Annotated in this window: 17 protein-coding genes; 8 read left to right on the top strand and 9 right to left on the bottom strand. The window is 62.5% G+C overall.

Annotated features, from left to right (window positions below; genetic code table 11):
* Positions 1 to 74: 74 nt before the first annotated feature.
* Positions 75 to 2045 (top strand): (Fe-S)-binding protein, encoded by a 1971-nt coding sequence (locus L4X63_RS08080; protein ID WP_250678104.1) that lies wholly within the window; start codon positions 75 to 77, stop codon positions 2043 to 2045.
* A gap of 186 nt (positions 2046 to 2231) precedes the next feature.
* The gene (locus L4X63_RS08075) at positions 2232 to 2822 is read left to right on the top strand and encodes a helix-turn-helix domain-containing protein (RefSeq protein ID WP_250678103.1); all 591 of its coding nucleotides are present in this window, start codon (positions 2232 to 2234) and stop codon (positions 2820 to 2822) included.
* Between the two features lie 97 nt (positions 2823 to 2919).
* Here the strand turns inward: L4X63_RS08075 and L4X63_RS08070 are convergent, their stop codons facing one another.
* From L4X63_RS08070 to L4X63_RS08055, 4 genes are all read right to left on the bottom strand, one after another.
* Positions 2920 to 4398 (bottom strand): S10 family peptidase, encoded by a 1479-nt coding sequence (locus tag L4X63_RS08070; protein WP_250678102.1) that lies wholly within the window; start codon positions 4396 to 4398, stop codon positions 2920 to 2922.
* Between the two features lie 93 nt (positions 4399 to 4491).
* The gene (locus L4X63_RS08065; RefSeq protein ID WP_250678101.1) at positions 4492 to 6087 is read right to left on the bottom strand and encodes a DUF3443 family protein; all 1596 of its coding nucleotides are present in this window, start codon (positions 6085 to 6087) and stop codon (positions 4492 to 4494) included.
* The gene (locus tag L4X63_RS08060; RefSeq protein WP_250678100.1) at positions 6074 to 6550 is read right to left on the bottom strand and encodes a DUF2844 domain-containing protein; all 477 of its coding nucleotides are present in this window, start codon (positions 6548 to 6550) and stop codon (positions 6074 to 6076) included. Before L4X63_RS08060 ends, L4X63_RS08065 begins: the two co-directional genes overlap by 14 nt.
* Before the next feature lie 73 nt (positions 6551 to 6623).
* Positions 6624 to 7295, bottom strand: coding sequence for an OmpH/Skp family outer membrane protein (locus L4X63_RS08055; RefSeq protein ID WP_250678099.1), 672 nt, complete (start codon positions 7293 to 7295; stop codon positions 6624 to 6626).
* Between the two features lie 177 nt (positions 7296 to 7472).
* Between L4X63_RS08055 and L4X63_RS08050 the strand changes: the two genes are divergently transcribed.
* The 6 genes from L4X63_RS08050 to L4X63_RS08025 all read left to right on the top strand — a co-directional run bounded on the left by L4X63_RS08050 (position 7473) and on the right by L4X63_RS08025 (position 11233).
* Positions 7473 to 7763: a hypothetical protein gene (locus tag L4X63_RS08050; RefSeq protein ID WP_250678098.1), complete on the top strand. Its 291-nt coding sequence runs from the start codon at positions 7473 to 7475 to the stop codon at positions 7761 to 7763.
* Between the two features lie 31 nt (positions 7764 to 7794).
* On the top strand, positions 7795 to 8067 hold the full coding sequence (locus tag L4X63_RS08045; protein ID WP_250678097.1) for a hypothetical protein: 273 nt from the start codon (positions 7795 to 7797) through the stop codon (positions 8065 to 8067).
* A gap of 5 nt (positions 8068 to 8072) precedes the next feature.
* Positions 8073 to 8933 carry a hypothetical protein gene (locus tag L4X63_RS08040; RefSeq protein WP_250678096.1) on the top strand — a complete coding sequence of 287 codons (861 nt, stop codon included), beginning with the start codon at positions 8073 to 8075 and terminating at the stop codon, positions 8931 to 8933.
* Positions 8930 to 9334, top strand: a complete 405-nt coding sequence (locus tag L4X63_RS08035) for a type II toxin-antitoxin system YhaV family toxin (protein ID WP_250678095.1) — start codon at positions 8930 to 8932, stop codon at positions 9332 to 9334. The genes L4X63_RS08040 and L4X63_RS08035 overlap by 4 nt, the downstream gene beginning before the upstream one ends.
* Before the next feature lie 16 nt (positions 9335 to 9350).
* The gene (locus L4X63_RS08030) at positions 9351 to 10232 is read left to right on the top strand and encodes a LysR family transcriptional regulator (RefSeq protein ID WP_250678094.1); all 882 of its coding nucleotides are present in this window, start codon (positions 9351 to 9353) and stop codon (positions 10230 to 10232) included.
* 80 nt (positions 10233 to 10312) lie between these two features.
* Positions 10313 to 11233 carry an AEC family transporter gene (locus L4X63_RS08025; protein WP_250678093.1) on the top strand — a complete coding sequence of 307 codons (921 nt, stop codon included), beginning with the start codon at positions 10313 to 10315 and terminating at the stop codon, positions 11231 to 11233.
* Between the two features lie 92 nt (positions 11234 to 11325).
* Here L4X63_RS08025 and L4X63_RS08020 read toward each other — a convergent pair whose 3' ends face one another.
* The 5 genes from L4X63_RS08020 to L4X63_RS08000 all read right to left on the bottom strand — a co-directional run bounded on the left by L4X63_RS08020 (position 11326) and on the right by L4X63_RS08000 (position 16682).
* Positions 11326 to 12009 (bottom strand): 4'-phosphopantetheinyl transferase family protein, encoded by a 684-nt coding sequence (locus L4X63_RS08020; RefSeq protein ID WP_250678092.1) that lies wholly within the window; start codon positions 12007 to 12009, stop codon positions 11326 to 11328.
* Positions 12006 to 13004, bottom strand: a complete 999-nt coding sequence (locus L4X63_RS08015; protein ID WP_250678091.1) for an NAD-dependent epimerase/dehydratase family protein — start codon at positions 13002 to 13004, stop codon at positions 12006 to 12008. Before L4X63_RS08015 ends, L4X63_RS08020 begins: the two co-directional genes overlap by 4 nt.
* A complete protein-coding gene (locus L4X63_RS08010) occupies positions 13001 to 14638 on the bottom strand; it encodes a fatty acid CoA ligase family protein (protein ID WP_250678090.1) in 1638 nt (545 codons plus the stop codon). The genes L4X63_RS08015 and L4X63_RS08010 overlap by 4 nt, the downstream gene beginning before the upstream one ends.
* 82 nt (positions 14639 to 14720) lie before the next feature.
* Complete coding sequence (locus tag L4X63_RS08005; RefSeq protein ID WP_250678089.1) at positions 14721 to 15638, bottom strand: alpha/beta fold hydrolase; 918 nt, start codon at positions 15636 to 15638, stop codon at positions 14721 to 14723.
* Complete coding sequence (locus L4X63_RS08000) at positions 15639 to 16682, bottom strand: 3-oxoacyl-ACP synthase III (protein WP_250678088.1); 1044 nt, start codon at positions 16680 to 16682, stop codon at positions 15639 to 15641.
* Positions 16683 to 16832 lie beyond the last annotated feature (150 nt).

The raw sequence follows: 16832 nt of genomic DNA, 5'->3' as shown, positions 1-16832 counted from the left end.
AGCCCCGGAAAGCCCTCACCCCGACCCTCTCCCCTTGAGGGAGGAAGAAAACTCTCTAAAGTACGGAGTCTCCCATGCAACAGACCCTATTTGCAGGAATTCTGGTCGCCTCGCTCGCAACTTTCGTCTTCAGTTGTTACCGGCGTCTTGCCCTGGTGTCGGTCGGGGCCGGCGAGTATCGCTTCGACCACCCGATGACCCGCCTGAAGGAAGTGCTGGTCTACGCCCTTGGCCAGAAACGGGTGATGAAACGCCCCTTCGGCATCAACCACGGAGTTATCTTCTGGGCCTTCCTGGTGCTCACCCTGGCCAACGCCGAGTTCCTGATCTCCGGTGTATTCCCGAACCTCAATTTCACGCTCCTTCCGCCGCCGCTGCACGGGACCCTGTCGCTTCTCTTCGAGCTCAGCTCGCTGGCCACCATGGCCGCCGTCTCGCTCGCCTTCCTGAGGAGGATCTTCAATCCGCCCTATGAGGAGGCCCGCACCTTCGAAGCCTTCTTCATCCTCTCCATGATCGCCGGGCTGATGGCGGCGTATTTCGGAGTCCATGCAGCCGAGATCGCCATGGGAGAGGCATCTCCCTCCTTCTCCGCTCCCGTTTCCTCGCTGCTGGCAACCCTTCTCGGCCACACCCCCCTCGCGGGCCAGCTTCCCGTCATCAAGGCCGTCAGCTGGTGGGTTCACGCCGTGCTGCTCCTTTCCTTCATGAACTTTCTTCCTTACAGCAAGCACATGCACATCCTGACCGCCATTCCCAACGTCTTTCTCCGCTCGCTGGGCAAGGTCAATTCCCAGCCGCGTGAGGAGTTTGCCGAGGGGAGAACGTTCGGCGCCAGTACGGTCGACCGCTTGAGCTGGAAGGATCTCCTGGACTCCTTTTCCTGCACCGAGTGCGGCAGGTGCCAGAATTCCTGTCCCGCGGCGGCAACCGGCAAACAACTCAATCCCCGTATGCTGATCCATGCCATCAAGGAGAGCCTGCTCGGTAACGGCAGCTCCCTCCCTTCCTCCGCGGATGCCGTGGCCGCCAGCTCCGCCGCCTCCCTGATCGGGAAAGGGGAGGGGACGGTGAGCGAGGCCGCCCTTTGGAGCTGCACTTCCTGCGGATCCTGCATGGAATCGTGCCCCGTTTTCATCGAGCACCTTCCCAAGGTCGTCAAACTCAGGCGGCACCTGGTGGAGATGGAGGCCCGTTTCCCCGAGGAGCTCCTGAACCTTTTCGAGAACATGGAGCAGCGCTCCAATCCCTGGGGGATGGCCCCCTCCGAGCGGAGCAAGTGGTCCTCGCAGCTCGACCTCGAGCCGTTCGAGGCGGGAAAGACCGAGTACCTCCTCTTCGTCGGCTGCTCGGGCGCCTTCGATGCCCGCAACAAGCAGGTGACGGTAGCGCTCACCAAGGTGCTCGATGCGGCGGGGGTCTCTTACGGCATCCTCGGCAAGGACGAGAAGTGCTGCGGGGAGAGCGTCCGCCGGCTCGGTAACGAGTACCTCTTCGAGACCATGGCCAACGAGAACGTGAACCAGTTCCGCAGCCGCGGCGTCACCAAGGTCATCACCCAGTGCCCCCACTGCTTCAACACGCTCAAAAACGACTACCGCCAGTATGGGCTGGAGCTGGAGGTGATCCACCACACCGAATTCATCAAGGGGCTCATCGGCCGTGGCAGCCTCAAGGTCAAGGGGGGCGAGGATCTCGGCCGAGTCGTCTTCCACGACTCCTGTTACCTCGGCCGTCACAACGAGGTCTACGAGCCGCCGCGCGAGGTGATCAGGGAGGTGACCGGGGCGGCCGTCCATGAACTACCCCGCAACAAGGAGAACGGGTTCTGCTGCGGGGCTGGCGGGGGGAGGATGTGGCTGGAGGAGCATGAAGGGACCGCGATCAACAGGAGCCGTGTGAAGGAGGCGCTGGACCAGAAACCCGCCACCATCTGCGTGAGCTGCCCGTTCTGCATGACCATGTTCGAAGACGGGATCAAGGAGTTCACCGGCGTGACCACCCAGGTCAAAGACATCGCCGAGGTCGTCGCCCAAAACCTCTAACCTCTCCTTCGGCTTTACCAAAGCCATGTCGCCGCGTTGTTGAAGGTGGGGCATGAGGGTGGAATGAAACGAAAAGGGGGAAAGCAGGTTAGTGCCTGCCTTTCCCCCTTTTTTTCGCCTCATCTGTCGCCTAAACAACCTCGATTCCGCTGTTGACAATGTATCATCCGTTGATACATTATCGACATGGCCTGGGAGGTGGTGTATAGCCGGAAGGCGGCAAAGCTTCGTGAAAGAATTCCGGGGCGGGTAAAGTCGGCGCTTGATGCCCTTGTTCTGGATCTGGCGGCAACCGGTCCGGTTCGTGGCGATTGGCCCAACTACTCGAAGCTATCCGGCGAGTTGCACCATTGTCACCTGAAAAAAGGGCATCCTACCTATGTGGCTGTCTGGAGAGCGGAGGAATACGTATTGTGGAGATTGTTTATGTTGGGACGCACGAAAAAGCACCGTACTGAAACCATACAGCTTGTCGGTTCTCCGGAAGTGATCAACCGGCTACGGAAATATGCAGTGAAGGTCGGTGCCGGTGTCATTGAACCTTCCGAACGTATTCCTGCAATCGAACTTTCTCCTGAACTCGTCACCAATTCCGCCGGGGTTTATCTGCGTGGGATTCGCAACCGTGAAGACCTCACTCAGGACGCGCTGGCACAGATTACAGGCATTTCCCGATCGAACATCAGCGCCATGGAACACGGCAGGCGCCCCATCGGCAAGGAAACAGCTAAAAGGCTGGCCGCCGCTTTGAATTGCGACTACCGCCGCTTTCTGTAGCCTCCCCCTTCATTATTCCTGCCTTCAACTGTCGCACTCCGCTCCTGACATAGAATGGGGGCTGCTCATGGTGCGACGGTGACAACCACTCGATGCCTCACTTGAGCGCTTTTCCTACAAAGTCAGCGGCGTCCTTTTTCAGCTGTTCCAGTGCATTCAGTTCGAGATACATCATGTGGCCGGAGCGGTAGTGCTTCATGGTGATGTTCTTCTTGAGGTCCGGGGTGAGCCCCAGGTGCGACATCGTGTAGCTGGTGGCCATGTGCGGGGTGGCGAGGTCGAAGTAACCGGAGGCGGTCATCACCTTCATGTACGGGTTCTTCGCCATCGTGTTCGCCAGGTTGTCGCTGGTGTCGGCGTAGGAGTTTTTGGCTTCCCAGTCCCAGTGCGGGATCCCTCCTCCGAGGCTGAAGTACTCGATGTCGGTCTGGTAGGAAAGCTCCTCGCCCAGGTACTTGTTGATCATCGAGGTGAAGGGCGGCCGGATGGTGGTGATGGTCGGATCGAAACCGTGCGGGGCGGCCGGTACCACGTTGTCGGCGGTGAGGCGGCTGTCCATGATGCCGACGATGCGGGAGCGGTCCCGCAACAGCTCGGTGGCGAAGATCCGCTGGTCGATCCTCAGGTTCCTGTTGTCGATGAAGGCCGGGGAGAGCCCGGTGAAGCGGGCCATGGTCTCCACCGCACGCCGCCGCTCCTCGGGGGTGAGGCGGTCCCCCTTGTTGAGGACGGAGAGATATTCCCCGCCTGCCCACTCCTCGGCGGCGGCGAGGGTGGCGTCCAGGTCCTTCTGGAGGTCGGGTGCCAGTTTCCCGTGGTACCAGGCGGTCGCCGTGTAGCTGGGGAGATAGAGCTCATACGGGAGGTCGTTCCCGTTGTCGAAGGAGATGGTCTGCATGTTGAGCACGGTGGAGATGAGGATCATACCGTTGAGGGCCAAGCCATGCTCCACCAGGCGTTCGGAAAGCCCGGCGCAACGGAAGGTCCCGTAGCTCTCGCCGACCAGGAAGACCGGCGATCCCCAGCGCTGGTTGCGGGTCATGTAAAACCTGACGAATTGCGCGAGCGACTCGATGTCGGCGCGCACGGCGGCGTACTTCTTGGTGCCGTCCGGCTTCACTGCCCTGCTGTAGCCGGTTCCTACCGGATCGACGAAGACGAGGTCGGCGAAATCAAGCCAGCTCTGGTCGTTGTCGGCCATGGTGAAGGGGGGGGCAGGCATGTTGCCGTCCGGGAGCATCACCACGCGGCGGGGGCCGATGGCCCCGAGGTGGAGCCATACGGAAGCGGCGCCCGGCCCTCCGTTGAATACGAAGAGCAGCGGGCGCCGTTTGGCAGAAGCGGGGGGCTCGACGGTGTAGGCGGTGTAGAAGATCTCGGCGTCGGTCTCGCCGTTGTCGTTTAGCACCGGAAGGGTGCCGGCGGTGGCCCGGTAGGCGATTTCCTTGCCGGCAATCTTCGCGCGGTGGCTGGTCACCACCGTTTTCGTCGGGGGGAGGAGGGGCTTTTCCTGTTCGGCGCGGGCTCCCCCCTTGTCGGCGGAAGCCTCCTTTCCATCCCCCGGAGTGGCCGCCATGGCCGTTACTGCGGAAACAGTCCCCATCCAAAGGGCACATCCAACCAGAAAACCTCTCACCAAGCTCCTACCTCCCTTCGGTCTGCTCAACTGCTAGAAAGCGACGTACGGTCCGGTCCCGAGCGTGGTGGTGCGGCTGGGGTAGCCGAAGTAAGTCTTGCGTCCCAGGAAGAACGGAAGGCCCCAGTCGAATCCGAAGGACGAGACCCCGGCGATGTCGCTGAAGACGTTGTTGTTGGTGTTGAAAAGGGCGATGAAGTTGCCGACGTTGAACGGCACGTCCTGTCTCGGGCTTCCCAAAGCACCCTCGGCTGTCCCGATCAGGGCTCGGGTCACCGGCGGGCAGTACCAGGCGCTGTTGGGGGAAGAGCAGGGGGGCAGCACACCGGGATTGGCGTTCGGGATGTAATAGGCATTGGAGCCGGTGTCGAGGAAGGCGTTCCAGGTGTTCGCCGTGGAGGTCGGCGGGTAGACGGTGGCGAAGTCACCGGTGGAGTCGACCGGGAACACCGTCTGCTGACCGGTGGTCGGCGTATTGTTGCCCTGCGTGCCAATGCCGAGGATCATGCTCCCGGTCACCGTGGTGGTGCCTCCAAAGGGAACTGGCGGGAAGATTAGCTGGATGCCGTTGTTGTCCTGGGAAAGGCTCGCCACCGGGTTCTGGACCTGGTTCGCGGATTGGACCCGGGTCTCGACGCAGTTGGTGTTGTTGGTTCCCGAGCAGGCGTAGTATCTCCCCAGCGATTCGGTTGGGCTGGAGTTAAGCGGGTGCTGGACGCAGGCGGTGCCGCAGTCGGTCAGCTGGGTGTTGACCCCGAGGATACCGTTCATGCCGGCGCTAAGCGGCGTGGTGTCCGGTACGCTGCAGGGGGAAACCAGGTGGTTGCCGAAGGTGGAATCGACGACCTGGATCGGGATCGAGACCGGGGTTTCGCCTCCGAGTTGGATATTTGCGGTCTGGATCGGTCCCCAGAAGGAGGAGCCATCGGCGAACTGGACGCAGCCTGCCAGGTTGCCGCCGCTGACCGTCACCTGGGTCGTAGTGATCGAAGCCGGGATGGCCTGCTTGAAGAGGCGCAAACCGACGCTGCCGGTGTCGAGCAGGATATCGTTGATGGTCTGGCAGCCGCTCCCATCGGGGTTGCAGATGGTAACGGCGACGCACGGCTTGTTGAAGTAGTTCACCGAAGTGGCCGACGAGCAGAGGCCGCCGTTGACGGTGACCTGCATGACGTTGCCGCCGGGGAGCGGAATGGTAGAGGGGATAACGGTGACGCTGGCGGTATCGGTGAAGGTCACCGCCGGGGTGGTGGTGGTCGTGGTGGTGGTAGCCGGGGTGACCGTTACCGTGGCGGTTATGGTCGCGGTCCCTTGGGCAACCGCGGTGGCCGTCCCCTTGCTCCCGGCCGTGTCGCTGACGGTGGCCACGCTGGTGGCCGAGGTGGTCCAGGTCGCGGTGCTGGTGATGTCGGCGGTGGTGTTGTCGGAGTAGGTCCCGATCAGGATGAAGTTGAAGACCTTGCCCGCCACGAAGGTGGAGGTGGCAGGCTTCAGGGAAACCGAGACGAGGGTGCCGGAGGATGGTGCGGGGCCTCCGCCGCCTCCGCCGCCACCACAGCCTGCCAATCCTATCAGGGAGAAAAGGGTGAGAACGATAGCGGCTCTGGCCAGGAATTTATCGAAGGTCATTGACGTTCACCCCGGATGGGACCATGGCCGGAAGATAGGCCCTGCCCTGAAGATTTCTCATGTGCCCCCAAGTTTCCACCACCACGTTTGACCCCTGGACCTGCAGCTGCCTGCGGCCGCGGATGCGGGGAGCCTGCTTCTTGGCGGTCTGGTAATCCTGGTGGTAGGAGCCCAAAAGCGAGCTCAGGTCCGGGTTGTTCATCCCGTTCCAGGCCACGGCGAAAACCACGCCCGAGGGGGCGATGTATTCGCGGATCCTGGTGGCGGCCGTCTGCACCTCCTGCACCTGATAACTGCTGGTGCCGTTGGTGGCCAGCACCCGTCTCACCGAGGAAACGGGGGTGCCGTCCTTGGCGACGGAATCGGCTTTCTCGCCAAGCACGGCGAGGGCGGGGGGGGCAGGCAGCGCGCTCAACGCAACGGCCGATAACAGTAGCAACGTGGAAAACCTGGGCATTTTCATGGCGGTCACCTTCTGAAGCATCCGGGGGAGCCGGGAATTTCGAATAAGTCTACCATGCCGCGTCGATATGCAACTATTTGGCCTGTTTCTCGTCGAGCAGGGTCATAACTTGGTCGGTGATGTCCTTGGTGTCGAGGGAGTCGGAGACGAAGAGGACAGCCTTCTCGTCGACCACGAGGCCGAAGCCGTTGGCCTTCGCGTAGCTGGCGGCGACCTTCTTGATGTTTTTGACCACGTCACCGGTCATCCGCTCGCGGAGTTTTTCCATCTCCTCCTCGCTTTGACGGACGAGCCTCTGGAAGTCCTCGACCTTCTTCTGGAATTCCTTCCCTTTGGCCGCGCGCTCCTTGGGGGACATGGTGGGGAGCTTGGCCTGGATGGCCTCTTTCTGTTTTTCGAGCTGCTTATCCTTGCCCTGCAGCTTCTCCTTGTACTTTTCCGATTTGGCCTTGAGCGCGTCGCTGACACCCTTGCCGGTCTTGGATTCGGTGGCGATCCTGGACATGTCGACGAAGGCAACCTTCGGACCCTGCTCCTTGGCGGCCGGTGCCATCGCGGTCGCCGGGGTGGTCGTGGCGCTGGTGGTGGCGGTGGTTGCCGGAGCCGGGGTGGTTGCCGGAGCCGGGGCAGTTGCGGCAGGTTTGGTGTTGGTGGCGGCCGGCTGGGAAGCGGTATCTGCAATAGCCGGTGCCGAGAAGAATGCGGAGAGGGCCACGACGGCCAGGAGCGAAGCAAGTTTTTTCATGCTATCCTCGTGATATCTGTGGGATTAGGGAAACGATAGAAGGTTTACCATGATTTTCGGGCGAACTCAATTTTAATGTCGAAATATAAACGGTGACCGGATCGTCTCTTCCCCCTCCGAATCGAGGTTGACGGGTGTGACCGGCACTGCTACCATGCGGCTCGCACGGAGGTAACCATGCCTGAGATCATTAAGAAACTCGAAGAGCTGAACGTGGCGGATCCGGCTGACCGCGAGGTGATTGCCGCCGCCGTCACCGAGCTTCGCGAATTGAAAAGCATGCGGGACGCCCTGGAGGAGATCCTGATCGTCCTGGTGCGGACCGGGGTCCCCTGGGATGAGGAAGGGCGCCCCAATGAGAACTTCGACCACTTCCGCGAGCGTTACCACCACGCCCTGCACGAGGCTGCGGGCCTTTTGGGCCTCGACCTGCGGAGCACCATCACCAGGACCGAACCGAGAACGTAGCTCCCCTTAGTTTGAAGGAGAATCACCGCACATGATTCACGCATATCTGCTGCAGATCGCTTTCATCGTTGTATTCTTCGTTATCCCCGGTCTGGTCGGCGGATGGATCGCCTGGACCAAGGGGAGAAACCCCTTCCTCTGGTTTTTGCTCAACACGCTGTTCCCTCCGACCCTGATGGTCACCATCTTCCAGGGCCCCGCGCGGGCGGTGCCGGGGCGCTACCGGGAATGCCCCAACTGCCACGAGTTCAGCAAGTGGCGTGAGACGGTCTGCCGCTTCTGCAAGACCGATCTGGCCGGCTGAAGGGGATGATCACCCAGGCCCAGGCAGACTTCGCCCGTATGGTGCGCGAGCTCGGAGATTACACTCGCCGGGACGTGACGCAGGGGGTGAAACTGGGCAAGTACAAGAAAAGCGCCCTGGGGATGATGGAAATGGAGCCGGTGGCGGCAAACCTTCTCCTTGGGCTGGCCGCCTGTCTCGAGCACGATTCGGCGGCCATGCACGACCATCACAAGAAGGCCCTGGAGCTCTCCGAGTCCCTGGTCACCCTCATGTACTACTCCGCGTCCCTCGAAAAGTGCTGTCTCTGGGGGGAGGCGGTCCGCTTCGCCCTGATGGCGCTCGATAAGGATCCGGAGAACCCGAAGCTTCTCGACGAGGTGATCCGTATGGCCCCCCTGACCGGCCGCTTCTCGTTGTACAAACGGCTGCTGGAACAGAAGGGGGGCTGGGCGCCGCTGCCCGAGGCGAGCCAGTGCGAAGCCGTGGGCGACCTGCTCACCGCCAACGGTATGCTGGAGCGCGACCTGAAGTCCGTCCTGGACGGCATCGGCTGCGCCCTGTCCCAGACCGACGTCATCCTGCGTGATTACTCTTTCTCTGTGGTCCCCGTCCCCGAGGCACCCTTTCTCCATTACCGCTTCGTCATCCCCGATGAATTTTCCGCCTCCTACTACGAAGACCTGGTCCGCTCGGGCCTTCGATCGCTCCCGCTCCATCCCCGGACCTTCGAGGTTGTATCTTTCAGCGTGGAAAATACCGCCGTCCGCGATCTCTACCGGGTCATGGAAATGGAAGGGGTAGACGGTGGCGAGCCGGTCATCCCGGACCCGGAGAGGCTCAAGGCGATCGGAGAGCTGGTCCATGGTGTGGAGGCGCGGACATGATCAGTAACGAGTCCCGCCTGGTGTTTCATCCCGCCTTCGCCGCGGTGTTCGACGAGCTGGCGACCCTGGTCGCCAAGGAGAAGGAGCGCCACCCGGAGAGCTACCACGAGTCGCCACTTGCGAAACTCTTGGCCCAGGTCCATCGCGCCATCGTCAAGGAAATCCCCGCACACCCCGAGCATGCCGAGTACTACCAGGGGGAAGGGGACGGCGACGGGTCACGCCAGTGGCGGAGGGCGATACTCTCAGGCGGGTACCGGCTCTATTTCAAGCACGACAAAGAGAGTAACGTCATCGTCTATGGATGGCTCAGCGACGAGATCAACTTGAGAAAGTACCGCCGTTCCATCGAGGCGTACCGGGAAAAGGCACTCCTTCACGAAAATACGGACCAACCCTGAGAGGCAACGAGGCACCATGTCGCTGCGTAACCTTCAAATTCTCACCGCCGTCGCCCGCAAAGGTAGCTTCGCCGCGGCCGCCGATTACCTGGGGCTCACCCAGTCCGCCATCAGTCTTCAGATCAAGAACCTGGAGGAAGAGTTCGGCGTCCAGCTCTTCGAACGCTCCGGCCGCAGCCCGAAGCTTAACGCCAACGGACGGCTGGCGGTGGAACGGGCGGAAGAGATCCTTGCCCTGTACGAAGGGGTGAAGGCCGAGCTGATCCCTTCGGACCGTATCGGAGGCGTGTTGACCCTCGGGGTGGTGCCGACCGTGCTGACCGGCCCGCTTCCCTCCGTGCTCGGCCGGCTGCGGAAGGAACACGAGAAGCTCCACGTACGGCTCGTTTCCGGCCTCTCCGCCGATCTCTTCAGGAAGGTGGAAGATGGCGAGCTCGATGCCGCCCTCACCACCGAGCCTCCTTTTGCTGCCGCCCCCCAGTACGAGTGGCGCGCTTACGACCAGGAGTCCTTCTTCATTGCGGCCCCCAAGGGGACCGACGTCAGCGACACCGAAGGGCTATTCGAGCGCTTTGCCTTCGTCCGGTTCGACAAAACCGCCTGGGCAGGCGCCATGGTCGACCGTCAGCTTATGGCTCAGAACATCTCGCCCCGTGAGGTGATGGAGATCGACTCCCTGGAGGCGGTGCTCCGCCTGGTCGAAGAGGGGCTAGGCATCGCCGTGATCCCGCTCAACCGCAAGCGTCTCATCGAGGCAGATAACCATTTCAGTCTCACCAGCTTCGGCACACCGCCACTCACCAGGCGGGTGGGGATGTATCAGAAGCGGCATCACGTGCGCCAGGTATTGACTGAACTGGTCCTCGACGAACTCAGTCGCGAATGCTCACTTGAGTAATACTTGGTATAGCTTCAAGTATTATCAATTTTTATTTACGGTTCAGTCATGCTATGGTCCCTCTCATCAAGGAGGGGACCATGATTTCCATAAGCGACGCACTCACCCCCGTGCTGGCCATGATAGTGGTCGGCTTTCTCCTTCAGCGCACGAACTTCCTGCACCCCAGCTTCTGGCCCTCCGCCGAAAAACTCACCTATTTCCTGCTTATGCCGGCGGCGTTGATACACAGCCTTGCCGCAAAAAAGATCAGCGATCTCCCCTGGCTGAAGATGCTTCTGACAGTCGAGGGTGCCGTGGCTGCCAGTGCGCTGCTGGTCTTACTTTGGTGGCTGAGCGACCGCCGGATGGGTGGCCCGGCTTTTACCTCGCTCTTTCAGGGGGGCGTCCGCTTCAATACCTTTGTGGCCCTGGCGTTGTCGGAAAACCTATTCGGGAACGAGGGTCTGATGCTGGCGGCGCTCGGGGCGGGCTTCATGATCGTGCTGATCAACATCCTGTGCGTCTCGGTCTTTTCGGTGGCGGTCACTAAGGACGATGGCGTGAGCCTGACGCGGATTGTGGGAGACCTGGCGCGCAACCCGCTGATCCTGGGGTGCGTGATCGGCGTCGGGGTGAATGTGTTGGGGCTTAAGATTCCGAAGGCAATCGACGGCGTGTTGATGCTGGGAGGAAAAGCCGCGTTTCCCATCGGCCTGATGGCGGTTGGGGCGGCGTACCGGGCGGGGTATATGAGGGCTCACTGGCAGTCGCTGGTGGTGAGCAGCACCATACAGTTTCTTTGCAAGCCGGCCATCGCGTGGGGGCTCGCGACCTATCTTGGGCTGCCGGGAGTGGCGACCGGGGTGGCGGTGCTGTTGTTCAGCGTGCCGACCGCGCCCACCGCATACATTCTCTCCCGCCAGATGGGAGGCGATCATAACAGCATGGCGACCATCATCACCGTGCAGACCTGCCTCTCATTCTTCACCTTGCCGCTGACGATCGCTCTCCTTAGGTAGCCGCGGGTGCCTAAGGAGGGCCGACCGGTTGTCATGTCTCCCTTACAGCCGTTGACCTCGGGCAGAATTATCCCCCCAACGGGTAGAAAGGGTCACAAGCCTTCAACGGCCACCGCCGCGCAGAAGGGGGCGGGTAAGGCGAGGTCGGCCAGGATCCACTTGGCTGGCTCGTCCGGTCTCCCGCGGTGGGCCAAAAGGCCTGCCGGTTCGCCGGGAAGCAGGGATACGTCGAATCCGGTGGAGAGCTGGGAAAAGCCGGTGCCGGTCCCCTTCAGATACGCTTCCTTCCTCGTCCAGCAGCGGTAGAAGGCGGCCAGTTGCTGGTCCGCGGGGAGCGAGAACAGCTCTTCCTTTTCCCTCTCGGAAAAATACCGCCTCGCCATCTCCGCGAATTGAATCTCCTGCCTTACCAACTCCAGGTCGATCCCAACCTGCCGCCCCCTGGCCAGCGCAATCAGCAGATGCTCCTCCGCGTGCGCCACGCTGAACGACACCGGCTCGGGCTCCTCGACAAGCCTCGGCTTCCCGAACGCTCCCTCCCTCAGCTCGATGTCCGCAGGCGGTCTCCCCAGCGCATACCCCAACTCTTCCCGCAGTATTCCGCGTCCTACGAAAAAGCGCCTGCGGCGGACCTCGTCTATCAACCGGTTCCCCCGCCGCAGCTCGGCGGCAGTTAGAAACGCACGCAGGCGACCGGCCTCGCCATCTGACACGTCCAAGGGAAAATAGAGGATGTCGACAAGCCCGGAAAGGGAGGCCGGCACTTCCGGCTTCATCGAGGGACTCCCGCCTGGAACCACGCCTTGAGGCGCGCTAGCCCCTCTTCGACGGAAACGGCGGGTGCGTAGCCGAGATCGTTCCTGGCGGCGGAGATGTCGAACCAGTGGGCGGTGGAAAGCTCGCGGGCGACGAAACGGGTCATGGGGGGCTCGCCCGAAAGTCTGAACGTTTTCCAGATTTTCTCGCAGGCGGCTCCCACGGCGTAGGCCAGAGAAGGGGATATGGAGCGGGTAACGGGGGGGAGTCCGGCGGCGGCGAGGATCTTGTCGACCATCTCCCAAAGCGGGAGCGGCTCACCGTTGGTGATGAAGTACGCTTTCCCGGCCGGGGCGGATCCGAAAACAAGCCGGCTGGCGGCGTCGAGATGGGCTTGGGCGGCATTGTCGACGTAGACGGTGTCGACCAGGCACGGACGGTTGCCGATCCGCCGGAGCTTCCCCGCGCGCGCCTTGGCCACGATGCGCGGTACGAGGTGATTGTCCCCCGGCCCCCAGATCAGGTGGGGACGAAGCGAGACGGTGGCAAGCTCCGGCGAGTTCGCCGCCAGCACTTCCTTCTCCGCCATCGCCTTGGTCTGCGGGTAGTGCGTTTCGTAATGGGCAGGGTAGGGGAGCCGTTCGTCCCCTCCTTCCACGTCCGAGCCGTCGAAGACCACGCTCGGGGACCCGGTGTAGACAAGCCGGCCTATCCCGTGGGCCCGGCAGGCCGCGAGGACGTTGTTCGTTCCCACCACGTTCGCCCGGTGGTACTCCTGGTAGTCGCCCCAGATGCCTGCCTTGGCCGCCACGTGGAAGACGATGTCGCAACCGTCGGCAGCCCGCTCCACCGCCTTCGGGTCGGCCAGGTCGCCGTGCACCTGCCGGACCCCCAGGGCCTCCAGTTCGGGATAATGGCCGCGCGAGAAGCTCACCACCTGGTCGCCGCGGGCGACGAGCAGACGCACGATGGCCGCCCCGAGGAATCCCCCCCCACCGGTGACGAGCGCCTTCATTTCACCTTCTCCGCCGCCCACTTGGCCAGCTTCTCCCGGAAGATCTTGGCGTTGTGCCTGATGTCGACCGGGAAGGCGGGGTGGAACAGGATCGTCTCGATGGCGTGGGTGTGGATATGCTCCTGGGCGATCTTCAGCAGTTCCTCCCGCACCTTGTCCTGGTCCCACTTGGAACCCTTCTCCAGCTCGACGCAGAGGACCGGTTTCATCTCTCCGGGGGCGCCGATGCCGACCAGCGCGGTGCGGTAGACTGCCGGGTGGGTATTGAAGACCGCCTCGCAGGGGATGGTGAAGAGCGGTCCGGCAGCGGTTTCCACGCGATGGGACTTCCTGCCGCAGAACCAGACCCGCCCATCCTCGTCGCGCCCGCCGAGGTCCCCCATCCGGTGGAAGAACGACCCGGTCTCCGGATCGAGGATCTTGGCCAGGTGGTCGGATTCCGGACGGTTGTAGTAGTTCCTGGTGACCTGCTCCCCTTGGACCACGATCTCGCCGATCTTGCCGGCCGGTACCTTGAGGTCATCGTCCCAGTAGTAGATCGGGCTGTCGGTGATCTCGATGATCTCCAGCCGGATCCCTTCCACTGGGCGGCCGATGCAGACCCCGCCGCCGGCGTCGGTGATATCCCGCGTGCCGCCGAGGATCTCGCTGCTGCCGATCGAGCAGACCGGAAGCGCCTCGGTGGCCCCGTAGGGTGTGAACACTTCGACGCCGGGATTGAGCATGGAGGTGAAGCGCTCCAGCACGGCGGCAGGCACCGGCGCTCCGGCGGAGATCGCCCGGTGCAGGGTGGGAAGTCTGATCCCATGCCGCACACCGTAGCGGCTCACCCGGTTGATGAGGGCCGGGGAGCCGAACATGGTGGTGACGTTGTACCTGGTGATGGCGTCGATGATCTTGACCGGGTTGACCGAGCCGGGGCGGGTGAAATCCATCTCGGGGATCACCGCGGTCATCCCGAGCGCCGGGGCGAAGAGGGCGAAGAGCGGGAAGGTCGGGAGATCGATCTCCCCCGGCTGGATCCCGTACACCTTCTTGAGCGCTTCCACCTGGGCGGCGAAGTTGCCGTGGGTGTAGACGGCCCCCTTGGGAATGCCGGTACTGCCGCTGGTGAAGAGGATGGCGGCTACGTCGTCGCGCTGGGTCGGCGCCATCATGAACGGTTCGTCAGGCGGCGTGTTCTCGATGATCGACGAGAGGGTGGTCCCTTCCCAGCCGAGGCGGTGGCCGACGGTGACCAGGGTGCGGAGGGTTCCCTTGCCCCAGCGGAAGAGGAGCCGGGCGATATGTGCCTTGGGAATGCCAATGAATGCGTGCGGTTCGGCCTCGGCGAGACAGGTCTTCAGGTTCCTGATCCCCAGGCCCGGGTCGATCAGTACCGGCACCGCGCCGACCTTGAAGAGCGCGAAGGTGAGGGCGAAGAACTCGGGGCTGGGCGTCACCATGAGGACGGTACGGACGCCGGAGCAGATGCCGGCGCCGATGAGGCCCGAGGCGATCCGGTCGCTCAGCTTGTCCAGTTCGGCAAAGCTCATCCGCCGCTTCTGCTTGGGGAAGATGATGGCCGTGGTGTCCGGTTGGCGCTTAGCCATCGCCGGGAGGTGGGCGGCTATGTTGACGATGTCGCTGCTCATGCCAATCCTTTTGTTTCGGATTTACCCCAGCCTCATCCCATCTCTCCCCTTGAAAGGGGGGATCCTGAAGAGCGGGGATGGGTCAGGGTGAGGATGGTGATTTAGCCGTACCGCACTCAGTCTCCGCGAAAAACTTCTCTATCAGCGGCACCACTTCCTCTTTCATGTCCTCGAGAATGTAGTGTCCGGCGTCCGGGTAGCTTTTCACCTTGGCCTTCGGGAAGCGCCTCATCCATTCCTTGAGGAAGCTCCTGTCGAAGACGAAGTCGAGTTCCCCCCAGAATATAGCCATCGGGAGATCGGCAAAGCGCTCGAGCCCGTCGGCCACCTCGCTCACCAGCGAGTAGCCGCGGTCCTCCGGGGTAAGCGGAATGTCCTGCACGAACCTGAGGGTAGCGATCCGGTTGGCCCATGAGTCGTACGGCGCTCGGTAGGCGGCCTGCAGTTCGGCGCTCATCGGGTTCTTTTTGCACCCTACGATGGAGGCCCCGGCGCTGAAGGCGTTGAAGCCGCGGACGAGCAGGGTGCCGAGCAGCGTGTCCCGGCAGATTTTCAGCCCCAGCGGGAATTTCTTCTCCTTGGGGAGATGGAAGGCAGCCGTATTGAGGATCACCAGTCTGCCGATCCGCTCGGGGTGGCGGCTTGCGTAGGCCATGCCGATCATCCCGCCCCAGTCATGGACGACGAGGGTGATCTTTCCCGTAAGCGCGAGATGGTCGATCAGCTTCTCGAGATCGTCCACCCGGCGGGAGAGGGTGTAGTCGTAGCGGTCGTCGCCGGGCTTGTCGGAAAAGCCGCAGCCGATGTGGTCGGGGACGATGCAGCGGTAGCGGTTCCTGAGCGCCAGGACCAGGTTCCGGTAATAGAAGGACCAGGAAGGATTCCCATGGACCATGACCACCGGGTCGCCGCTCCCCTCGTCGAGGTAATGGTAGGAGAGGCCGCCCAGGTCGAGGGTTTTGCCGACGAACGGGTAGAGTTTGCCGAGATCGATGGCCATTTACCAGTCCACCCCGAGCATGAGGCAGTTGAGCCCGCTTCCGATCCCGAGCATCGCCACCCGGTCCCCCTCGTAGATGACGTCGCGCTCGTCCGCCAGCGCGGCCGTAAGGGGCAGCGAGACGGTGCCCATGTTGCCGAGGAATTCGTAGGTGGTGAAGTCCTTCTGGAGCGGGATGCCGAGGGTCTTCAGGATGGCGCTCTGGTGGGCGCTTCCGACCTGGTGGCAGACCACCCGGTCGACGTCGCTGTCTTTCCAGCCGACTTCGGGAAGAAACTGTGCCCAGGTCTTCACGCCGAGCTCGACGCCGAAATTCATGACACTTACCGCGTCGGTGCTCATGGACTGGATGAAGCCGCCGTGGCCGTCCGGCTGGATGCCCCAGAGGCAAAGATTGTGGTGTTCGGGAGCGGTGAGGGCGACCCCGCCGCGGAGCCTGCGCCTGCCGGAATTGGAGAAGGAACCATCGGTGAGGAGCACCGCGACGGCGCCGGAGCCACCGGTCAGGGTGGCAAGCGAGCTGGCGAAGTTTTCCATGCCGCGGTCGGTGAGCATCTTCTGGATCATGATGTCGTTGATGTCGCGCGCGCTTTCGCAGGAGACCACCAGACCCGCGCGGATCTGGCCGAGCTCGATGCGGTTGGCGACCTCGAGGATGCCGTTGAGGACCCCGAGGCAGGCGTTGGAGAGATCGTAAACCGCGGCCTGGCCGGAGATGCCGAGGCCGGCCGCCACGCGGCAGGCGGTGGCAGGTTCGAACTGTTCACGGCAGACGCCGGTGTAAAGGAGAGCGCCGAGGTCTGCGCCCGAAAGTCCGGCGGCGGTCAGGGCCTTTCTGGCGGCGGCCAGGGCACCCTTGGAAAGAGGGAATCCCGGCTCCCACCAGCGGCGCTCGCGGATGCCGGTCAGAGCCTGGAGCTGTCCCGGCGCAAAGTGGAGCGTCTTGTACAACGGCTCTAGCCGGGCCTCCAGCTCCGCCGACGTGACCACCACCGGCGCCAGTTCATAACCGAAAGACTCTATGAATACCTTTGAATACTTCATACACCACCTTAAAGGTTGATTTGTGTTGTCACTGCCATCCCCCTGCGCCAGAAAAGCAGGTCGGCAGAAGGTCCCCCCCTTGTCAAAGGGGGGGCAGGGGGAATTTGCATTTGCAAGGTTAAGAGGCAAATCCCCCTTTAACAAGGCGGA

The sequence above is a fragment of the Geomonas sp. Red32 genome, assembly GCF_023652955.1.
In the GTDB taxonomy this organism is placed as follows: Bacteria; Desulfobacterota; Desulfuromonadia; order Geobacterales; family Geobacteraceae; genus Geomonas.
Note: the sequence above shows the minus strand (reverse complement) of the source record. Positions and strands in the feature narration are given on the sequence as shown.